Origin of the sequence: Bacteroides sp. 51 (genome assembly GCF_010500965.1) — a bacterium.
Taxonomy (GTDB): domain Bacteria; phylum Bacteroidota; class Bacteroidia; order Bacteroidales; family Bacteroidaceae; genus Bacteroides.
Genome location: NZ_QVMI01000033.1, coordinates 21,447 through 38,405, shown reverse-complemented (window position 1 = coordinate 38,405; position 16,959 = coordinate 21,447). Strand labels below are relative to the sequence as shown.

At 40.8% G+C, this 16,959-nt stretch carries 15 protein-coding genes; 11 read left to right on the top strand and 4 right to left on the bottom strand.

Features of this window, described 5'->3' with window-relative positions; all coding sequences use genetic code 11:
• Positions 1 to 64 precede the first annotated feature (64 nt).
• Together D0T87_RS19465 and D0T87_RS19460 are read right to left on the bottom strand one after the other, a co-directional pair.
• Positions 65 to 346 (bottom strand): helix-turn-helix domain-containing protein, encoded by a 282-nt coding sequence (locus tag D0T87_RS19465; RefSeq protein WP_239063775.1) that lies wholly within the window; start codon positions 344 to 346, stop codon positions 65 to 67.
• Positions 347 to 883: 537 nt separating this feature from the next.
• On the bottom strand, positions 884 to 2,281 hold the full coding sequence (locus tag D0T87_RS19460) for a hypothetical protein (RefSeq protein WP_163177192.1): 1,398 nt from the start codon (positions 2,279 to 2,281) through the stop codon (positions 884 to 886).
• A gap of 544 nt (positions 2,282 to 2,825) precedes the next feature.
• On the opposite strand from D0T87_RS19460, the gene D0T87_RS19455 reads away from it, so the two are divergent.
• On the top strand, positions 2,826 to 4,049 hold the full coding sequence (locus D0T87_RS19455; RefSeq protein WP_163177190.1) for a site-specific integrase: 1,224 nt from the start codon (positions 2,826 to 2,828) through the stop codon (positions 4,047 to 4,049).
• A 62-nt stretch (positions 4,050 to 4,111) separates the two neighbouring features.
• On the opposite strand, the gene D0T87_RS19450 is transcribed toward D0T87_RS19455, so the two are convergent.
• Together D0T87_RS19450 and D0T87_RS19445 are read right to left on the bottom strand one after the other, a co-directional pair.
• Positions 4,112 to 5,389 (bottom strand): ImmA/IrrE family metallo-endopeptidase, encoded by a 1,278-nt coding sequence (locus tag D0T87_RS19450; protein WP_163177189.1) that lies wholly within the window; start codon positions 5,387 to 5,389, stop codon positions 4,112 to 4,114.
• A gap of 204 nt (positions 5,390 to 5,593) precedes the next feature.
• Positions 5,594 to 6,118 (bottom strand): antirestriction protein ArdA, encoded by a 525-nt coding sequence (locus D0T87_RS19445; protein WP_163177187.1) that lies wholly within the window; start codon positions 6,116 to 6,118, stop codon positions 5,594 to 5,596.
• A 782-nt stretch (positions 6,119 to 6,900) separates the two neighbouring features.
• Between D0T87_RS19445 and D0T87_RS19440 the strand changes: the two genes are divergently transcribed.
• The 10 genes from D0T87_RS19440 to traK all read left to right on the top strand — a co-directional run bounded on the left by D0T87_RS19440 (position 6,901) and on the right by traK (position 16,959).
• Entirely contained in the window at positions 6,901 to 7,233 is a 333-nt protein-coding gene (locus tag D0T87_RS19440) for a hypothetical protein (RefSeq protein ID WP_163177184.1), read from the top strand.
• A gap of 1 nt (position 7,234) precedes the next feature.
• Positions 7,235 to 7,555 carry a DUF4134 domain-containing protein gene (locus D0T87_RS19435; RefSeq protein WP_163177229.1) on the top strand — a complete coding sequence of 107 codons (321 nt, stop codon included), beginning with the start codon at positions 7,235 to 7,237 and terminating at the stop codon, positions 7,553 to 7,555.
• Positions 7,556 to 7,605: 50 nt separating this feature from the next.
• Positions 7,606 to 7,971, top strand: coding sequence for a DUF4134 domain-containing protein (locus tag D0T87_RS19430; protein WP_163177182.1), 366 nt, complete (start codon positions 7,606 to 7,608; stop codon positions 7,969 to 7,971).
• A gap of 5 nt (positions 7,972 to 7,976) precedes the next feature.
• On the top strand, positions 7,977 to 8,282 hold the full coding sequence (locus tag D0T87_RS19425) for a DUF4133 domain-containing protein (protein WP_163177180.1): 306 nt from the start codon (positions 7,977 to 7,979) through the stop codon (positions 8,280 to 8,282).
• 39 nt (positions 8,283 to 8,321) lie between these two features.
• Positions 8,322 to 11,018: a conjugal transfer protein TraG gene (locus tag D0T87_RS19420; protein WP_163177178.1), complete on the top strand. Its 2,697-nt coding sequence runs from the start codon at positions 8,322 to 8,324 to the stop codon at positions 11,016 to 11,018.
• A gap of 17 nt (positions 11,019 to 11,035) precedes the next feature.
• A complete protein-coding gene (locus D0T87_RS19415; RefSeq protein ID WP_163177176.1) occupies positions 11,036 to 13,591 on the top strand; it encodes a hypothetical protein in 2,556 nt (851 codons plus the stop codon).
• Positions 13,592 to 13,610: 19 nt separating this feature from the next.
• Positions 13,611 to 14,318: a hypothetical protein gene (locus D0T87_RS19410; protein WP_163177227.1), complete on the top strand. Its 708-nt coding sequence runs from the start codon at positions 13,611 to 13,613 to the stop codon at positions 14,316 to 14,318.
• 14 nt (positions 14,319 to 14,332) lie between these two features.
• Entirely contained in the window at positions 14,333 to 15,064 is a 732-nt protein-coding gene (locus D0T87_RS19405; protein ID WP_163177174.1) for a DUF5045 domain-containing protein, read from the top strand.
• Positions 15,065 to 15,106: 42 nt separating this feature from the next.
• Positions 15,107 to 16,249, top strand: coding sequence for a hypothetical protein (locus tag D0T87_RS19400; RefSeq protein WP_163177172.1), 1,143 nt, complete (start codon positions 15,107 to 15,109; stop codon positions 16,247 to 16,249).
• 95 nt (positions 16,250 to 16,344) lie between these two features.
• Positions 16,345 to 16,959, top strand: a complete 615-nt coding sequence (gene traK / locus D0T87_RS19395) for a conjugative transposon protein TraK (RefSeq protein ID WP_163177170.1) — start codon at positions 16,345 to 16,347, stop codon at positions 16,957 to 16,959.

Below are 16,959 nucleotides of genomic sequence, written 5' to 3'. Positions count from 1 at the left end.
CTATGCTATTATCAGGCTAACTATCAGGGCAGGATGCTCTATTTCTTATTTTACTCTCCATTTTTTATAAAACCTCACCTTTTTGTATCCTTTCCACATCGGATAATTTGTAACGAACCTTGCTACCCACTTTGGCAGAGACAAGATAGCCCTCTTTGTTCCAACGCCATAACGTGGACCGGTCAACTTTCAGTCGTCTGGCTGTTTCCTCAGCTGTCAGATATACTTCAGGTTTGTTCTCTCGTTGGTCAAGTAACTCTCCAATAGCTTTTTGAACTACACGTTCCAAATCGCCCTGAGAAACAATCATCAGCATTTGCGAATTTTGATTCCTAAATTCTTCCATCGTATTTTAAAAGGTAGGTTTGTTAGCAGCCATCATTAGCGACACATTCACCACTGCACCTACACCAGTCTCCACACGTTACATGATGAGATAACGGCTTTGATGGATGCAAAACTAATGTGGAAAAACAAGATTACAAGGGCTTGAAACACAGCTTAACAAATTGATTTTCTGGCGTCATTCATTCGCTTGTACACGCACGTGAATATATAAATATACAGTCAAAATTTACTCGATTTAACTTCAGAAAAAATAGAGATATAGACAGAAGGCACATCTGATTATACATTGTGTATCTATAAAATAGACAAGTATTATTCTTTTGTTTGTGACAGACAGCGAGGTGACAAATTAAGCGCCACCTTACCTCATGGATAGACAGTAAAAAAAGAAGTGAGGTGTACAGATAAAACAAAAATCAGGCTAACAATCTTTAACGTAAGATGATTAACCTGATTTTATTTTTAGTGCAGAATATTGTTCAGATGCTATTCAGAATGACACTTTTCGTCATATCCTTTCCTGTATCTTTCCATATTATTCATCAATAATATTCAACTCCTTATCTACCTTACATATAGGTTGATCAAAAGCTACACACATCAGCGTGAAACGATCTTTCATTTCCATCTTTGTATAGCGGTTTACAGCCTCACTACCCTCCTTATGCAAACCAGCGGCATACATATTGATTTGTATTTTATTCATTATATCCACATGTGTCTTCCGGCAAAGTTTGCTACTACCAAACAGATAAAGGGGTTTATGTACATTATCATTCAATTCGTCATCAAAAACCTTACACTCACGGTTAATTTCACAATGTTGCAGTAGCAGTTTTATCTTGGCGTTATATCCACTTTTACCTGTAACATATTTCAATATAGGAAAATTAAACTGCCATTTCTTAATCAAATCAAGAGCGTAACGCAGGATAGGAGTTTCAATCTCGGTATTCTCAACATTTTCGCGTAAAGTTTTCTTCGGCAGATAATGTATGAAGGGGATACCATCTTCGGTTACTTTGACTTTGCCCATAGACAATGCCTGAAAATCTGCGATACGACAACCAAAAGCGCATTGCAGCAGAAAGCACTCTTTGGTTTCCTGAAGCGTAGCAGGAACTTCCGTACGCATAACTTTCAGTAGCTCATCTTTATAAAGATAAACCGGTTCATCATAGCGTTCTTTTAATACCATAGCTTTTCTTTTCTTCCCTAACTTTCGAAATGGAGAAGCAACTATCTCTTCCTTATCTTCAAGTTCATTGAAAAACGCTTGTAACTTTTTTAGCTTAGTAATAGTCGTATTCATATCTCTGGGCTGACAGGGTATATCACGTTTCTTTTTATCATCATACAAGTAGGAATATTTTTCTACATACTCATATTCATTTGTAAAAAAGTAACGGAGATCCATCAGCATATCAGCAGTAAACTCAATGGGCGTTATGCTTCTGAGATTCTTTATTGCCAGAAATCGCTCCAGCGTACCATATACAACGCGATAGTGCTTCATGCGACCTTCACCAAATATACCATCCCGATAGCCGTCCGCAATAAATCTGTCAAATCGCTCAAGCATGGTCATTTCAGCTTTCTTTTGACTTCGAGTGTCCGGATTCAGCACCAAATCAATTGCGTCCTCAAATATCTCACCATTAATATTCTCTTTTTGCATCTTTTCGCACACAGAGTGATAAGCGGCATGTATGGCATCCATTTCACGGTCAATGGCCAGTTTAAGTTCCTTATTAAAAACCGAAACCTTTGGCTTGACATTACCATTTTCATCAAACTTGGCTATATCTTTCAGAGCAGCTCTGATCTCACTTTTATGATATAGGTCAACTTCCCTGCCATCGCGCAAACGGAAACGCAACTTGATATCGCCTTCCTTTTTGGTTGTTCTTAAAAAGATGGTAACTCGTTCCATAACTTATTGAATTTTGAATATTTTCATGGTGGTGCAAAGATAGTCATTTTGCACCACAGAATCAAAAAACTGCACCACATAAATTCAATAAGATGAAATAAAATTTAATGTAAACAACTGATTATCAATTCAAATTCATTCACTTTCATTTCAAGCACATTTAAATAACAAGCCCCAGGCGGATCACAAAAACGGCTTTTTAGCCGTTTTTTTTTGCTCTCAACGGTCGTCTGATGAACGTCTGTGAGATTCGAAAACAAAAATCAATCAGCTCATTTTCAAAGCATTACAAATCCATTCGATTAAAATCCAATGATGAATCGGAAGGATGTTAGACTGTGCCAAATGTCTGTAATATGGCTAATTCCGGTGACCATTTGGTGGCCGTAATTAAACCTAACAATTCATGGACACCAGAGACTAAGGTTAGATGCTGATTAGGAGATAGTTACCTCATTCTTTTCTTACTCAAATAAAGTAATTTTGCACCGAGATTTTGAATCCTTTTGGAAGAATCTTAGTGCGCTAAAAACAAGAAAAGAATATGCAAAATTTTAAAGTTTCCTTCTATCTGAGAAAGAGCCGAATGAAAAAGGATGGAAAAACGCCTATCTACATCAGGCTACATCTCAATCGTGAGCGTATTGATGTCGGTTCAACCGGTTACAGTATTAATGAGTCTGAATGGGACAATACTAAGTTTCGTTCCAACAGTAGAGTTGCGGAAGCACTTAGGCTAAACAACCTACTTGAAGTACTACAAGCGGAATTCCTGCAAATTTTCCGAAGATTCGAGTTCAGTGAAGAGCTTTCTCTTGACTTGATTAAAGGTCAATACCTTAATAGTCTGGCAAAAACAAAAGATGACACCTCTTTTATGGATTTCTTCAATAGATATATAGAAGAGTCCAAAGAAGAGATTGGCAAGACTCATGGCAAGTCGACTCACACTCGTTATGCACTCACTCGAAAAATATTTGAAGAGTTTCTTCGTTTCAAGTACAAACGTTCGGATATTCAGTTTCGGGAGCTCAATTACAATGTAATCTATGACTTCGAGAGATTCTTGAGAGTACAGAAAGAGTATGGTAACAACAATACCCTGATGAAGAAAATGCGCGTACTGAAAACGGTTATGATTTCAGCACAGAAAAGAGGTGAACTGGATCACGATCCTTTTGTGGGCTATAAGATTCGTTTTGACCAGACTGATCGTGGATTCCTTACGGATACTGAAATAGAGAAAATCATGAATAAGGAGTTTTCGATTAAGCGTCTTGAGGTAGTGCGAGACATTTTTATTTTTTCTTGTTTTACCGGTTTGGCGTATATTGACGTACACAATCTTACCAAAGAGAACCTTGTTGAACTTGATGGCAAGATGTGGATTATGACTAAACGCCAAAAAACGGACGTGCCAAGCAATATTCTTTTATTGGATATCCCCTATTCCATTATATTAAGATATGAAGGGAAAGACAAGAACGGGCGTTTACTACCAATTCTATCCAATCAGAAAATGAATTCGTACTTGAAAGAAATTGCTGACCTCTGTGGTATTGAGAAGAATCTGAGCTATCATCTGGCCCGTCATACCTTCGCAACGCTGGCTCTTAGCAAGGGAGTCCCTGTTGAGTCTGTTAGTAAGATGCTTGGTCACACAAACATTAAGACTACACAAATTTATGCTCGTATCACTAATAAAAAGATAGAACATGATATGCTAGCCCTTTCCGAAAAGCTCAAAGGATTTGGTGGTAGGAAATAAATGCATTAATTACCGTATTTCATTACTGTCTGCTAAAAAGTAGACAGTAATGTATACTGCAATTAAAAGAAATCTTTAATAAGTTTTGTACGTCCTCTATTCTCGATAAAATCATATTCCATTAAACGATATTTTGCCGATTGCTTTGATACATTATATTGCTTACTTATCTCATTTGTTATGCGATAAAACGCATTAAGATTACACACTTGATCATCCAAGATAATCCTATTTCCTTTTATTTTATCATAATGGAAACGTTGCAAAACTAATGCTTTGAATGAATATTCAGGCATAAGCAAGTTGCTTGCAAAAGCATTAGCCTGTATTTCCATTCTCTTAATGGTAGTATCAGTAACACCAGCATTAATCGTATCTTTTGTATCGAGGTTGTAAGTCATAATATTTGATAAAAAATCTTCATGTAATACATAATGGCCAATTTCATGGGCAAGCGTAAACCTCCATCTATGGCTGTTTGGAGGTAGCTGATTAGTTACATAAATTGTTGTTGGAAAAAAAGTTATTTTGCCCAGAATTTCCCTGTCTTTCCAGTATCCTAAATCCTCATCAAAAACAAAAGTTACTAAATGGTCATTCTGTAAACATTCACATAATAAGGCTAACGACGTTTCTTTTATAAATCGAAAAACATCTGGTACGCATTTTTTCAATAAAGATTCTGCCATACCCTGGATTTTTGCCGTACTAATATATGGAATGTCCAATTGTTCAACTTTACTATCTGACATTTCGTCTACTATACTTGATTGTTGTAGATAACCTATCCAACTATCACAACACACAACATCATATACACAAAAAGGAATGTTTAATGCTTGATTACGACATAAAGCATCTACAATGAAATCCATTTGTGAATTCGAATTTCCAAAACTATTTTTGCGATGAATATCATAAACCAAACTACTATCTGAAGAAATTCTAGCTAAGGCAATACCTTTTGAACGAGCATACGTTAAGCCTTGTTGGGAATATGCAGAGGTTGTTATCATTGTACCTTTGACATTATAACCTGCTATTTGAGATAGCTTACTAGCAAACTCTTCTATATTATCTATTGAAACTTTGCCTTTATAGTTTTTACATTCATAGACATGGAGGACTGAATAGTGATTTGCATCTGGATATGTTACTTCAATAGATACATCTACAATAATGTTTGAATCTCTATCCTTAGAGTAATAGGCCTTTTGCTTAAAGATTTGGCAAAACTTACTATTCGCCAAATAATCATCAGAGGCAAGTAATCCTTGAAGCAAACTGTATACTTCTTCCTCCAATTTATCACCTTTTTGTTTTGTACTTAATCTTCCCATAAATAATGATTAAAACACGTTGTAAAGATAAGTATTTGAGTTAATACATCCTTCATTACTATCCACTAAAAAGTGGACAACAACGAAGTGTAGGTACGGTCATACTCTGCTATCACCATTTAGGATGTCATCGTTGTAGCATTCTTGTTAACAACGCCAAAAAGGCGGATTGCTCCGCCTTGAATCAGATTTTCGGCAAACCTATTAGTGCCGAAACACGTAGCCTTCGTCGAACCAGTAGTCGGTCATAAATAGGTCGCGTGCGTACTTTTCATAATCGAAATACGTTTTTGCAAATTCCGGCAGGTCGTAGCACTCTTCAACGATTTCATACGCATAATCTTCTTCATCTTTGTACGCGCCCTGAAAGGCATCCTCGAAAGAGGAAATCAGGTCGTTTATATCTTTGGAACTAAGATCGTGGCTTTCGTGGTTCAGCCAGACAGCGAATGCCGCCTTTTTATCTTCGTCCATATCGTCTATGGCTTCGATAACTTCAAAGATGTTATCGGACAGCCAACTTTCTGATATAAGTCCAGAAGGTATATTCTCCCAATCCTGAAACATTAATTCCGGGTCTTCCTCGTCCTTGTGTAACTCGTGGCAAGCCTCGTAAAATTCATCTTTATCGGAATAATCCGAAAGGTCTAACCACTTACCAAAAATTGAACCTTCATTGTACTTAGCGTAAGTTCCTACATAAATCCGTGCTTCTGATATATTTTCCATAACCTTAATTTTTAATCGGCATCTGCCGGGTTGATTTTTTATTCGGGTGCATATCCGGTGTAGGAGTTAGGAATGTCAAGTATTCACGGGCAAAATACGCTCACCTGTCAAGGAAAGAGGAAGATTTTCACGAGAACCGGCAAGGCTTGTACTTTACTGTCCGTTAAGATTCCGTAAGCACCTTTGCGCCATGATAGAAAATAACCTGTCAGGCAGTTGCTGTATGTATTAAGGTGGGAAATGGTTGATGCCGCATTTTTAAGACTTATGCTTATTGATGGAGTGTCTTAATTACATGTGGTTGCTTGTTGTAGTCGATAAAGAACATAAAGATGCTGTCGCTTTAACTCAGACGAAAGGATAACTGTAATCAGAGAAGATTGGGAATGCCTGGCTTATACAGGAAAGTAATGCAGTGTACATTGAAGAATGAGTTATTGTATGGGCTAAGGTACATCTGGTCAGAGGCGCTTTTCTAGTTCTTAATAGGTTGCCGGATAATCCATACGACCTGTTTCTTTCAAGGAATCGCTTATAGGTATGATTAGAAGGTATGATTAGATTGCAAGCGAAAATTGTTGTTAAATATCCGCTTAATTCTACAGGAATGTTTTTGCAATCGGAAATTCGAGTATTTCTTAGGCTCAATCAATCACCGATAAATAAACAATAAACCAGAAGAAATGAGCCCGTTTGTGATTTTCGTAACAGTTCTCACTGTTGCATACATTATATATTTTGGTGTAACGATAACCAGTGATCTGTATAGCAAGAAAAACCAAATGAAAACCAATGAAGATTTCTTTGATGTTTCTTCCATGAATGAACCCAATCAGGCCATCGAAGTAAATGAAGCTAAAAATGGTTTTCGAATCGGAAATGAGGAGAAAGTCAACAATAAAGAAGCCGGTACTTCTATGTCTTCCACTCCAATAGAAGAATCTCTCAATCCGACACTTGCTGAAAAGAAGATTTGCGAAATGGTAGAAAAGATGGAGGATATCGATAAAGAAAGTTCGTCGGCTATGGACCAGATGGAACTTGAAGAAGCATTACGCCATATAAACAAAGGTAATTCCAATCTATTTGCAACGACTACACGTGACAAATTCTAAAATAAAAAGAAGTATTGCATCAGCGATAAGTTCTCTTGTTGCTGTAAGTGCTAGTGCCAAATCTGGTGGTGTAGATTACAGTTGGGGTGCAGATGCACTAGCCATGATGCACGATTACGTGGTGACGATGATGCTCTATGTGCTTTATCTGACTTATGCCATTGCAGCTATTGTGGTTATCTACGCCAGTCTTCAAATATACATCAAGATGAATGTAGGAGAAGAAGGTGTGATGAAAGAAATACTGATGTTAGTCGGAGCCTGCCTGTTTATGATTGGAGCATCCATCGTTTTCCCTGCTTTCTTCGGCTACCGGATATAGAGAGACTTAACAAAAGAAGAATATAGTATTAATTTTTAAAGGTAAAAAGAATGTTTCAGAAAATCAAAAAGTTTATGAAGGGCGTTTGCTCTTCCGAGAGAATCGGGATGATGGTTCTTATGTTGCTTGTCGGAACGGTCGCAGCCTTTGCGCAAAATTCAGCAGGTGATTATTCGGCAGGTACTACGGCACTTGGTACCGTGACAGAAGAAATTGCGAAGTATGTACCGTACGTCGTCAAGTTATGTTATGCTATTGCGGGTATTGTTGCCGTGATTGGGGCTATCTCTGTATATATCAAGATGAACAACGAGGAACAAGATGTCAAGAAATCTATCATGATGATTGTGGGTGCTTGTATTTTCCTGGTTGCAGCTGCGCAGGCTCTACCTCTGTTCTTCGGAGTATCCAGCTAAAACAAATGGCTACCGACTTTACTCCCGACAATCGTTACGTGGAATATCCGTTATTCAAAGGTTTGCAAAAGCCTCTGGAGTTTATGGGTATTCAAGGGCGGTACATCTATTGGGCAGCGGGTGCTATAGGTGGAGCCATTATCGGCTTCATCCTGGCCTACTGCCTGATAGGTTTCCTTGCCGGATTGATTACACTGGTCGTTTCTCTTGGAACCGGTGCCGCCTTTATTTTTATCAAACAGAAGAAAGGGCTGCACAGCAAAAGGAACGACAAAGGTGTATTTATTTATGCCTATTCAAAGAGAATGTAATACAGTGGCGAAACTTCTTTTATTCTAAGACAAACGATAATGACTCTATACATCATTCTTTTCTTCATTGCTTTACTAATAGGTATGGCTATATCCGTGGCTGCTTTTGGTACGGGAGGTAAGCGAAAGCATATCTTCCGGGACATCTATTTTTCGGTCGAGGATAACAATGGAATTGGGATTATATATACCAAAACAGGTGAATACTCAGCAGTACTGAAAATAGAAAACCCTGTACAGAAGTATTCAGCCAATATAGATAGTTACTATGAGTTTGCTCATCTGTTCTCGGCCATCGCACAAACTTTAGGGGAAGGATATGCATTACATAAGCAGGATATATTTACCCGGAGTGAGTTTGAACCGACAGGTGACAGCGACAAAGAATTCTTGTCGAAAGCCTATTTTGAATACTTCAAGGGACGTAACTATACCGACAGCCACACTTATCTGACTATTACTCAGGAGGCTAAAAAGAGTAATCTGTTTTCTTTCGACACTAAGAGGTGGAAAGATTTCTTAGTGAAAATACGCAAGGTTCACGATCAGTTGCGTGATGCCGGGGTTCATACCGAATTTTTGGACAAGGAACATGTAAATGAGTTTGTTGATCGGTACTTCGCCATGAACTTTACTGATAAAACCGTCTCGATGAATAATTTCAAGGTGGATGAAGAAAGTATTGAGATGGGCGACCGTAAGTGTAAAGTGTATAGCCTTGTGGATGTAGATTGCGTCAATCTACCGGGTATTATTCGTCCATTTACCAATATAGAGGTAAATAATACAAGTATGCCCGTAGATTTGGTTTCCATGATAGACAGTATCCCCGAAGCGCAGTCGGTTATTTACAATCAGATTATATTCATTCCGGGACAAAAGAGGGAACTGGCTCTATTGGAAAAGAAGAAGAATCGCCATGCCAGTATTCCGAATCCATCGAATGAAATGGCTGTAGAGGATATTAAGAGAGTGCAGGAGGTAGTTGCACGTGATAGCAAACAGTTGGTATATACGCATTACAACCTTGTGGTGTGCTGTCCTAAAGAGACTGATTTACAAAAGCCAACCAATCACCTGGAAAATAGCTTCGGACGTATGGGGATTCATATTTCAAAGAGAGCTTATAACCAATTGGAACTGTTCGTTAATTCATTTCCGGGTAATTGCTATGGAATGAGTGCAGATTATGACCGGTTCCTAACATTAGGGGATGCAGCTACCTGCCTGATGTATAAGGAACGCATTCAGCACAGTGAAGAAACACCCCTAAAGATTTATTATACCGACCGACAAGGTATTCCCGTTGCCATAGATATTACAGGCAAGGAAGGACATAATAAGTTGACTGACAACTCCAACTTCTTCTGCCTGGGGCCAAGTGGAAGCGGTAAGTCATTCCATATAAACAGCGTTGTGCGTCAACTCCACGAACAAAATACCGATGTGGTGATGGTTGATACGGGCCATTCGTATGAAGGACTTTGTGAGTATTTGAACGGTAAGTATATCAGTTATACCGAAGAGAAACCGATTACTATGAACCCATTCCGCATCGACCGCTCGGAACTCAATGTGGAAAAGACCGGATTCCTGAAGAATCTGGTATTGCTCATTTGGAAAGGGGCACAAGGCACTGTCACAAAAACCGAAGACCGGCTTATCGAACAGGTTATTACGGAATACTACGATGTTTATTTCAATGGGTTCAGCGGCTTTACTCCTGTCCAAAGAGAAGATTTAAGAAAAAGCCTGTTGATTGATGATCGCAATAATAGTCGCTCGTCCAATGAGAGTGAAAAGGAACGTTTGATACGTATCGAATCGGAAATAAATGAGATTGAAAGTCGCAGAAAGGAGCTTCGGGTAGCTACCCTTTCTTTTAATACGTTCTATGAGTATTCGGTTCAGCGCATTCCGGACATCTGCCACGAGAATAATCTTATCGGGGTGGATATCTCCACTTACCGTTATATGATGAAAGATTTCTACCGGGGTGGCAATCATGACAAGACGTTGAATGAGGAGATGGACGGGACGCTTTTTGATGAGACATTCATCGTTTTCGAGATCGATGCCATCAAAAATGATTCTTTGTTATTCCCGCTTGTGACACTCATTATTATGGACGTGTTTTTGCAGAAAATGCGTATCAAAAAGAACCGGAAAACCCTTATAATTGAGGAAGCCTGGAAAGCTATAGCCTCCCCTCTTATGGCAGAATATATTAAGTTTTTATACAAAACTGCCCGCAAATTCTGGGCGAGCGTGGGAGTTGTTACACAGGAGATTCAGGACATTATCGGCAGTGAGATTGTTAAGGAGGCCATTATCAACAACTCGGATGTAGTTATGTTGCTCGACCAAAGCAAGTTCCGTGAACGTTTTGATACGATTCAGGCGATTCTGGGACTAACGGAGGTAGACTGCAAAAAGATATTTACCATCAACCGATTGGAAAATAAGGAAGGGCGTTCGTTCTTCCGTGAGGTATTTATCCGCAGAGGACAAGTCAGTGCCGTATACGGTGTGGAAGAACCCAGAGAGTGTTATATGACTTACACTACCGAACGGGCGGAGAAAGATGCATTGAAGCTCTACAAAGCGGAGTTGGGTTGCAGTCACCAAAAAGCCATAGAGGCCTATTGCAAGGACTGGAATCTGTCGGGCATTGATAAACCTTTGCCGTTTGCCCGGAAAGTCAATCAGGCCGGACATGTATTGAATCTGAAATAAGAAAGAAGTCGTTTAGAATGAAGAAATATCTGTTCATATTCATTGTAAGTTGTGTATTTGCCATACAGGCAAAGGCACAGTACGTAAGGGTTAACTACGATAAAAAGACGGTTGCGGCAATGGCCGGTGCGTATGGCACAGAGGCGGTTGCGGAAGCCTACTACAACGAGCAGGTAAAGGCTATTATGGATAAATACAATACTGCGGAAATAGCTGCCGCAGGAATCTTCGCATCCAAATACTTGGACCGTAAAGGACTAACGGAACTCGGTATTTTAAGTAGCAATACAGAGAACTATTACTACCGTCGTATCTACAATATGGTCAGTAGTAAGATTATGCCTAAAATATGGACAGTGGCCGGTATGATGCTTCATTCTCCACAGACAGCACTTTATTGGGGCAGTTACCTGATGAAGATTTGCGCCGAAACAAAATCTCTCTGCATGCAGTTTGAATCGGTAGTAACCAATGGCAGCTTGTCATTCAAGGATATAACTTTTCTGGAGCTTGACCCAAGAATAGCACCCTTATTCAAACTATCAGAGTCCGGAAAGATGGATTGGCAGGGCCTGTTTGATGATTTGGGTAATATTCCGCACAACTTTGCCAAAGAGAACCTGCAAGCGGATATTGACAGTCTTTATAAGATGGGTGTTAATCTGGCTACTTCGGGCATCGATAATTTATCGGGCAATCTTTTGGGCGAAAGTAGTTTCAATGACCTGTTGCAAGGAAAGAAAGAAACCATCATTCATACGGTCAAAAATAGTTATGAGTTTTATAACCAGTTAGATCGTTCAGCGGGTAATATATTGCTTTCGTTAGTCGGTGGAAAGGAGAATGTGGCCAATCTGTTCAACATCGGTAACTACAACATCACATCCTGGATGACTGATTATATGCGTGAGGGTATGGGGCAATATTACACCCAACGCTGGTATATCTATCGCCGCAATGCCGGAACAGAGGTTCTTTGCAATTATGATCCGCCAACCGATGATAACAGTGTTCTCAATGGTGGGGAGTGGACACGTTTCTCCACATCTGATGCTGGCTTTTATCCCAATGCCACACAGATTGAGCAGATATTGAGTAACTCGGAAAGATATGCCGGATGGTCGAGAGCGAAAGTCAACCAACTGAACAGCGCGAATGACGGATATACCTATAACATCAGTTATTCACGTTCCGGTTATGTTATTACCAAAGGTGGGAAGCAAACCAAAAAGGCTTATGCCTATCATATCTATGTGACCAGAAGTTGGAATCATACGGACGAAATTTATGAAGACCTATTCGACTCCTATACAATGGATTTGAATACTTTCAGGGCACAGTTGAATGCCCGTCTGTCGGAATACAACGATAATGAAGAGGGTTATACCTATTTCATCGGAAGTGATGCTAAAAAATATTATCAGACGACCGATGAAGCCAAGCTCAAAGGATGCGAAAGTGTAATTATCAGTGTTACCTGTGGTGATGGTGTTACGCTGGCATCGGGAACTACCCAATACAAATGTCGTACCTGTGGTGGCAGTCTCAATGCCCATTCAAAGGAATGTGTGATGCAAACTTCGTTGTCAGGAAGCAATGATCTCGACTTGTCCGAATTGGATGAAAAAGAAAGGGAGTATACCAAAGAAATAAGTTTGCTACGGAATCTGATCGGGCAACTGGAGAGCGAGAATGCCATTCTCATTAAGAATATCGCTTCGGCAAGTATTGAAGATGCCGCCCGGTACAGGCAGCAATACAATCAAAACAAAACAGAGATAGCCCGGTTGAATTCGGAGTTAGCTTCCTGGCAGAAGAAAATGGAGGAACTGGCGGAAGCCCGTGCCCAGGCCGCAGAAGATAATACCATCCAGACCGATGACTATTACCGCATCCCGGCCATTATGAAGGATTGCAAAACCGCCTACAGCCTGATATGGCAAGGTGACGGATGGTGGGAAGGATATACTTATTACCGTAAAGCAAGCGCTCCGAATATTAATGGAGTCATCACATTCAAAGCGAATATCAGTATTACAAGAAAGCCGAAATATTTTCTGGGAATCAAGATACACCGTGCCATCATACAAATCAGCTGGGAACTGACGGCAGAATATACCGACACGGAGGTAATGGATATTTTGCAGTTAGACCCCGATAAGAGCGATGCGGAAAAAGCTAAAGAGGTAAATACCCGTATTTCAGAGATCATACGCCAGTATCCGTCCTGCGAAGTAAGTACCGAATATATCAAAAGCGCACCGCCTGAAAAAGATCAAAGTGAAGACACTTATCATCTGTTATGGTCTTCCGACCGGTTGCATGTTGCCCGCCAGGTAGATATGCGTCTGACTAAGATTTATGCAGATCTAGTCTCTTTAGAGAAGATGATGCATTATAAATTGTCCATTATTGATGTGCTTAAGAATGTTGCTCCTGTTATCAATGATGAACAAGGGCGTAGGTTAACGCTCGTTGAACAATGCCGGAAGCGTTGGCTACATGGTGCTGCTGGCAGTCTGCACTCGATAGATTACAACGGTAAATACGAGGAGGAAAATGGCAGGAAATAACTACATATCTCTGATAATAATGGGAATTTTGCTATTTATTCCCAGCACAATCAAAGCACAATGGAGCTTTGACGTCCCGGTAGTAGAAGCCTATATCAATGACCATAAGCAACAGCGAAGTTTATTGCTGGCACGCTCTACATTGGAACTAAGCAATCGTCTATTGCATGAATACAGCAGTGAGGCAACGGTGGAATACAAAGAATTGAATGTAGATCTTGACAAGTACACCCGGGCATTTGATGTTATCGATGTACTCTATCAGTCTTTGCGGACGAGTTTGAATGTTCATTCCACTTACAATACAGTGAGTGACCGCATCAGCGATTATAAGAATCTGTTGGAAGATTATCAGGAGAAGGTTATCAAACGGAACAAAATCTCTTTGGCTGACACCTTGCTCATCAGCGTCAATCGGCGGTGTATACAGAAGATAGCCGATGAAGGAAGTCAGCTGTACCATTCATTAAATGATCTCCTACTCTATGCGACAGGAGTTGCCGCCTGTTCCACCTCCGATCTTCTTTTACTTTTAGAGAGTATCAATACGGGATTGGATAATATAGAGAAACATCTCAATAAAGCCTATTTTGAGACCTGGAGATATATACAGTTGCGGATAGGTTATTGGAAAGAATCAATCTACCGAACGAAAAACAAGGCTGAAATCATTGAGGGAGCCTTTGGCAGGTGGAGAGAGTCAGGGTTGAACCCATATAATCAATAATAAACATCATAATTATGAGAAAAGTAATATACATACTGGGATTTTTATCGGGCATAACAGCGACGATCAATGCCCAAAGCATCACTTACAATCATGATGATGCTAAAATGAATCAGGTTACAGTGATGGAGATTGGTTCCGGTAGCCTTACCCCCTCGCAGTACTACACCCTGCTTCACCGTTCTTATCAGAAGAGTGCTGCATCAAAAAACAAACTGGCTTTCCGAATGGCGGCGGGTATTAACCTTTACAATCAGGTGGATGATGCGGAAGCGCTTGACTCGGCTATGCAAAATCGGGCAAAGATTGAAGCACTGAACATCGCCGATCGGAGCGGCGGTGCCCTGGACTTGGCATGGATGGCTGAAAGTGGGAAGTTAAATAGTAAAATGGAGGATTTCGAGCAGAATATCCACAGGATACAGGAAGTTGGAGGAACCACCAATGAGCAAGAACATTGGAGAGCGTATTATAAGGTATATCAAAGTGCCATCAAAGCTACACAAGATGCCTATATGCCCAATGCCCAGCGGAAAAAGGAATACCTACGCATCCATGCGGATGTGGCCAAAAAGAATGAAACCCTCCTACTTTATCTGGTACGCCTGTCTAAAGCAAGAAAGACATCCGCGTTGCTTGCGGCAACGAACAACAGAGAGAATAACAAGGCGCGAATTGTACGAAATGCAATGTCTCGTTGGCGGGGTGCCGGCTGGAATACAAGCGGTCGCGGATTAGAAGAGTAAAGCTGTAATATAGATAATAACAACCCATAAAAAGGTAATAAAATGGCGGATAATATTCTTTCCGATTTTGGCATCAACATTCTTGAAGAAGAAATTGATGGTGTAATCTTCCAAACCAATGAGTTCCTCTGCGATGCCACATTTACAGGATCACAAGGACCGTTCTGGTGGATTTTACAGATGTGTATGGCATTAGCTGCACTTTTCTCTATTGTTGTGGCGGCGGGAATGGCTTACAAGATGATGGTCAAGCATGAACCGCTGGATGTAATGAAGCTGTTCAAGCCACTGGCCATAGCTATCATCATGTCGTGGTGGTATCCACCGGCCGATACAGGAATGAACCGTAGCGGCAGCAGCTGGTGTGTATTGGACTTCTTTTCTTACATTCCCAATGCCATTGGCTCTTACACGCACGACCTGTATGAAGCGGAAGCCACCCAGATCAGCGATAAATTCCGGGAGGTACAGGAACTAATCTATGTACGGGATACCATGTACACTAACCTCCAGGCACAAGCAGACATTGCACATTCGGGAACATCCGATCCGAATCTGATAGAATCTACCATGGAACAGACCGGAGTAGATGAGGTAACCACCATGGAGAAAGATGCCAGCAAATTGTGGTTTACCTCTCTGGTAAGTGGGGCTACAGTCTGTATTGATAAGATAGTAATGGCCATTGCACTCATTGTGTTCCGCATCGGTTGGTGGGCAACTATCTATTGCCAGCAGATATTGCTGGGAATGCTCACGATATTCGGCCCTATCCAATGGGCGTTCTCGCTATTGCCCAAATGGGAAGGAGCCTGGGCGAAATGGCTGACACGTTACCTGACTGTGCATTTCTATGGTGCTATGCTCTACTTCGTAGGTTTCTATGTCCTATTGCTCTTTGATATTGTATTGTGCATTCAGGTAGAAAACCTACAGGCAATCACCCAGTCGGAAACCACGATGGCGTCCTATCTTCAGAATAGCTTTTTCTCGGCAGGTTATCTGATGGCGGCAAGCATTGTCGCCTTGAAGTGTCTGAATCTGGTACCCGACCTGGCAGCATGGATGGTGCCGGAAGGCGATACCGCATTCTCCACCCGAAACTTTGGCGAAGGTGTAGCCCAACAGGCAAAGATGGCAGCGAATGGAGCAGTGACTTCGGTAACAGGGGGAATAATGAGATAGAAGCCTCCGTACCCTTACGGAACCATGAACTTCGGGGAGTTGGGTTCTCCGACGACGGTAAATCAGATAAAACACTCGTATAAACAGAGAAAAATATGGTCATCAAAAACTTAGAAAACAAAATCAGGCTTGTCACGATTATCTGCGGATTCTTTCTTGTCGGATGTATCCTGATTAGCATATCCAGCATCTGGACCGCACGGGGCATGGTGGTTGATGCCCAACAAAAAGTGTATGTATTGGATGGGAATGTGCCTATCCTTGTGCAGCGAACCACCATGGAGGAAACATTGGATGTGGAAGCAAAAAGCCATGTGGAGATGTTCCATCACTACTTCTTCACTCTGGCACCTGACGACAAGTACATCAAATACACTATGGAGAAAGCCATGTACCTGGTAGATGAAACCGGTCTGGCCCAATACAACACCCTCAAAGAAAAAGGCTTTTACAGTAATATCATGGGAACAAGTGCCGTATTCAGCATCTTCTGCGACAGCATCCGGTTTGACAAGGAAAAGATGGAGTTCACCTATTATGGTCGCCAACGCATTGAACGCCGCACAAGTATTTTGACCCGCGAGTTGGCCACCGCCGGAAAGCTTAAAAGGGTGCCACGAACCGATAACAATCCGCACGGACTATTAATCGTGAACTGGCGCACCCTGCTCAACAAGGATATCGAACAAAAAACTAAAAATAACTACTGA

What these genes read in the sequence shown, in the direction of transcription:
- D0T87_RS19425 (WP_163177180.1), top strand. Translation starts at nt 7,977, where the DNA reads ATGGCTACCGACTTTACTCCCGACAATCGTTACGTGGAATATCCGTTA.
- D0T87_RS19455 (WP_163177190.1), top strand. Translation starts at nt 2,826, where the DNA reads ATGCAAAATTTTAAAGTTTCCTTCTATCTGAGAAAGAGCCGAATGAAA.
- D0T87_RS19465 (WP_239063775.1), bottom strand. Translation starts at nt 346, where the DNA reads ATGGAAGAATTTAGGAATCAAAATTCGCAAATGCTGATGATTGTTTCT.
- D0T87_RS19450 (WP_163177189.1), bottom strand. Translation starts at nt 5,389, where the DNA reads ATGGGAAGATTAAGTACAAAACAAAAAGGTGATAAATTGGAGGAAGAA.
- traK (WP_163177170.1), top strand. Translation starts at nt 16,345, where the DNA reads ATGGTCATCAAAAACTTAGAAAACAAAATCAGGCTTGTCACGATTATC.
- D0T87_RS19445 (WP_163177187.1), bottom strand. Translation starts at nt 6,118, where the DNA reads ATGGAAAATATATCAGAAGCACGGATTTATGTAGGAACTTACGCTAAG.
- D0T87_RS19405 (WP_163177174.1), top strand. Translation starts at nt 14,333, where the DNA reads ATGAGAAAAGTAATATACATACTGGGATTTTTATCGGGCATAACAGCG.
- D0T87_RS19400 (WP_163177172.1), top strand. Translation starts at nt 15,107, where the DNA reads ATGGCGGATAATATTCTTTCCGATTTTGGCATCAACATTCTTGAAGAA.
- D0T87_RS19410 (WP_163177227.1), top strand. Translation starts at nt 13,611, where the DNA reads ATGGGAATTTTGCTATTTATTCCCAGCACAATCAAAGCACAATGGAGC.
- D0T87_RS19460 (WP_163177192.1), bottom strand. Translation starts at nt 2,281, where the DNA reads ATGGAACGAGTTACCATCTTTTTAAGAACAACCAAAAAGGAAGGCGAT.
- D0T87_RS19440 (WP_163177184.1), top strand. Translation starts at nt 6,901, where the DNA reads ATGAAAACCAATGAAGATTTCTTTGATGTTTCTTCCATGAATGAACCC.
- D0T87_RS19430 (WP_163177182.1), top strand. Translation starts at nt 7,606, where the DNA reads ATGTTTCAGAAAATCAAAAAGTTTATGAAGGGCGTTTGCTCTTCCGAG.
- D0T87_RS19415 (WP_163177176.1), top strand. Translation starts at nt 11,036, where the DNA reads ATGAAGAAATATCTGTTCATATTCATTGTAAGTTGTGTATTTGCCATA.
- D0T87_RS19420 (WP_163177178.1), top strand. Translation starts at nt 8,322, where the DNA reads ATGACTCTATACATCATTCTTTTCTTCATTGCTTTACTAATAGGTATG.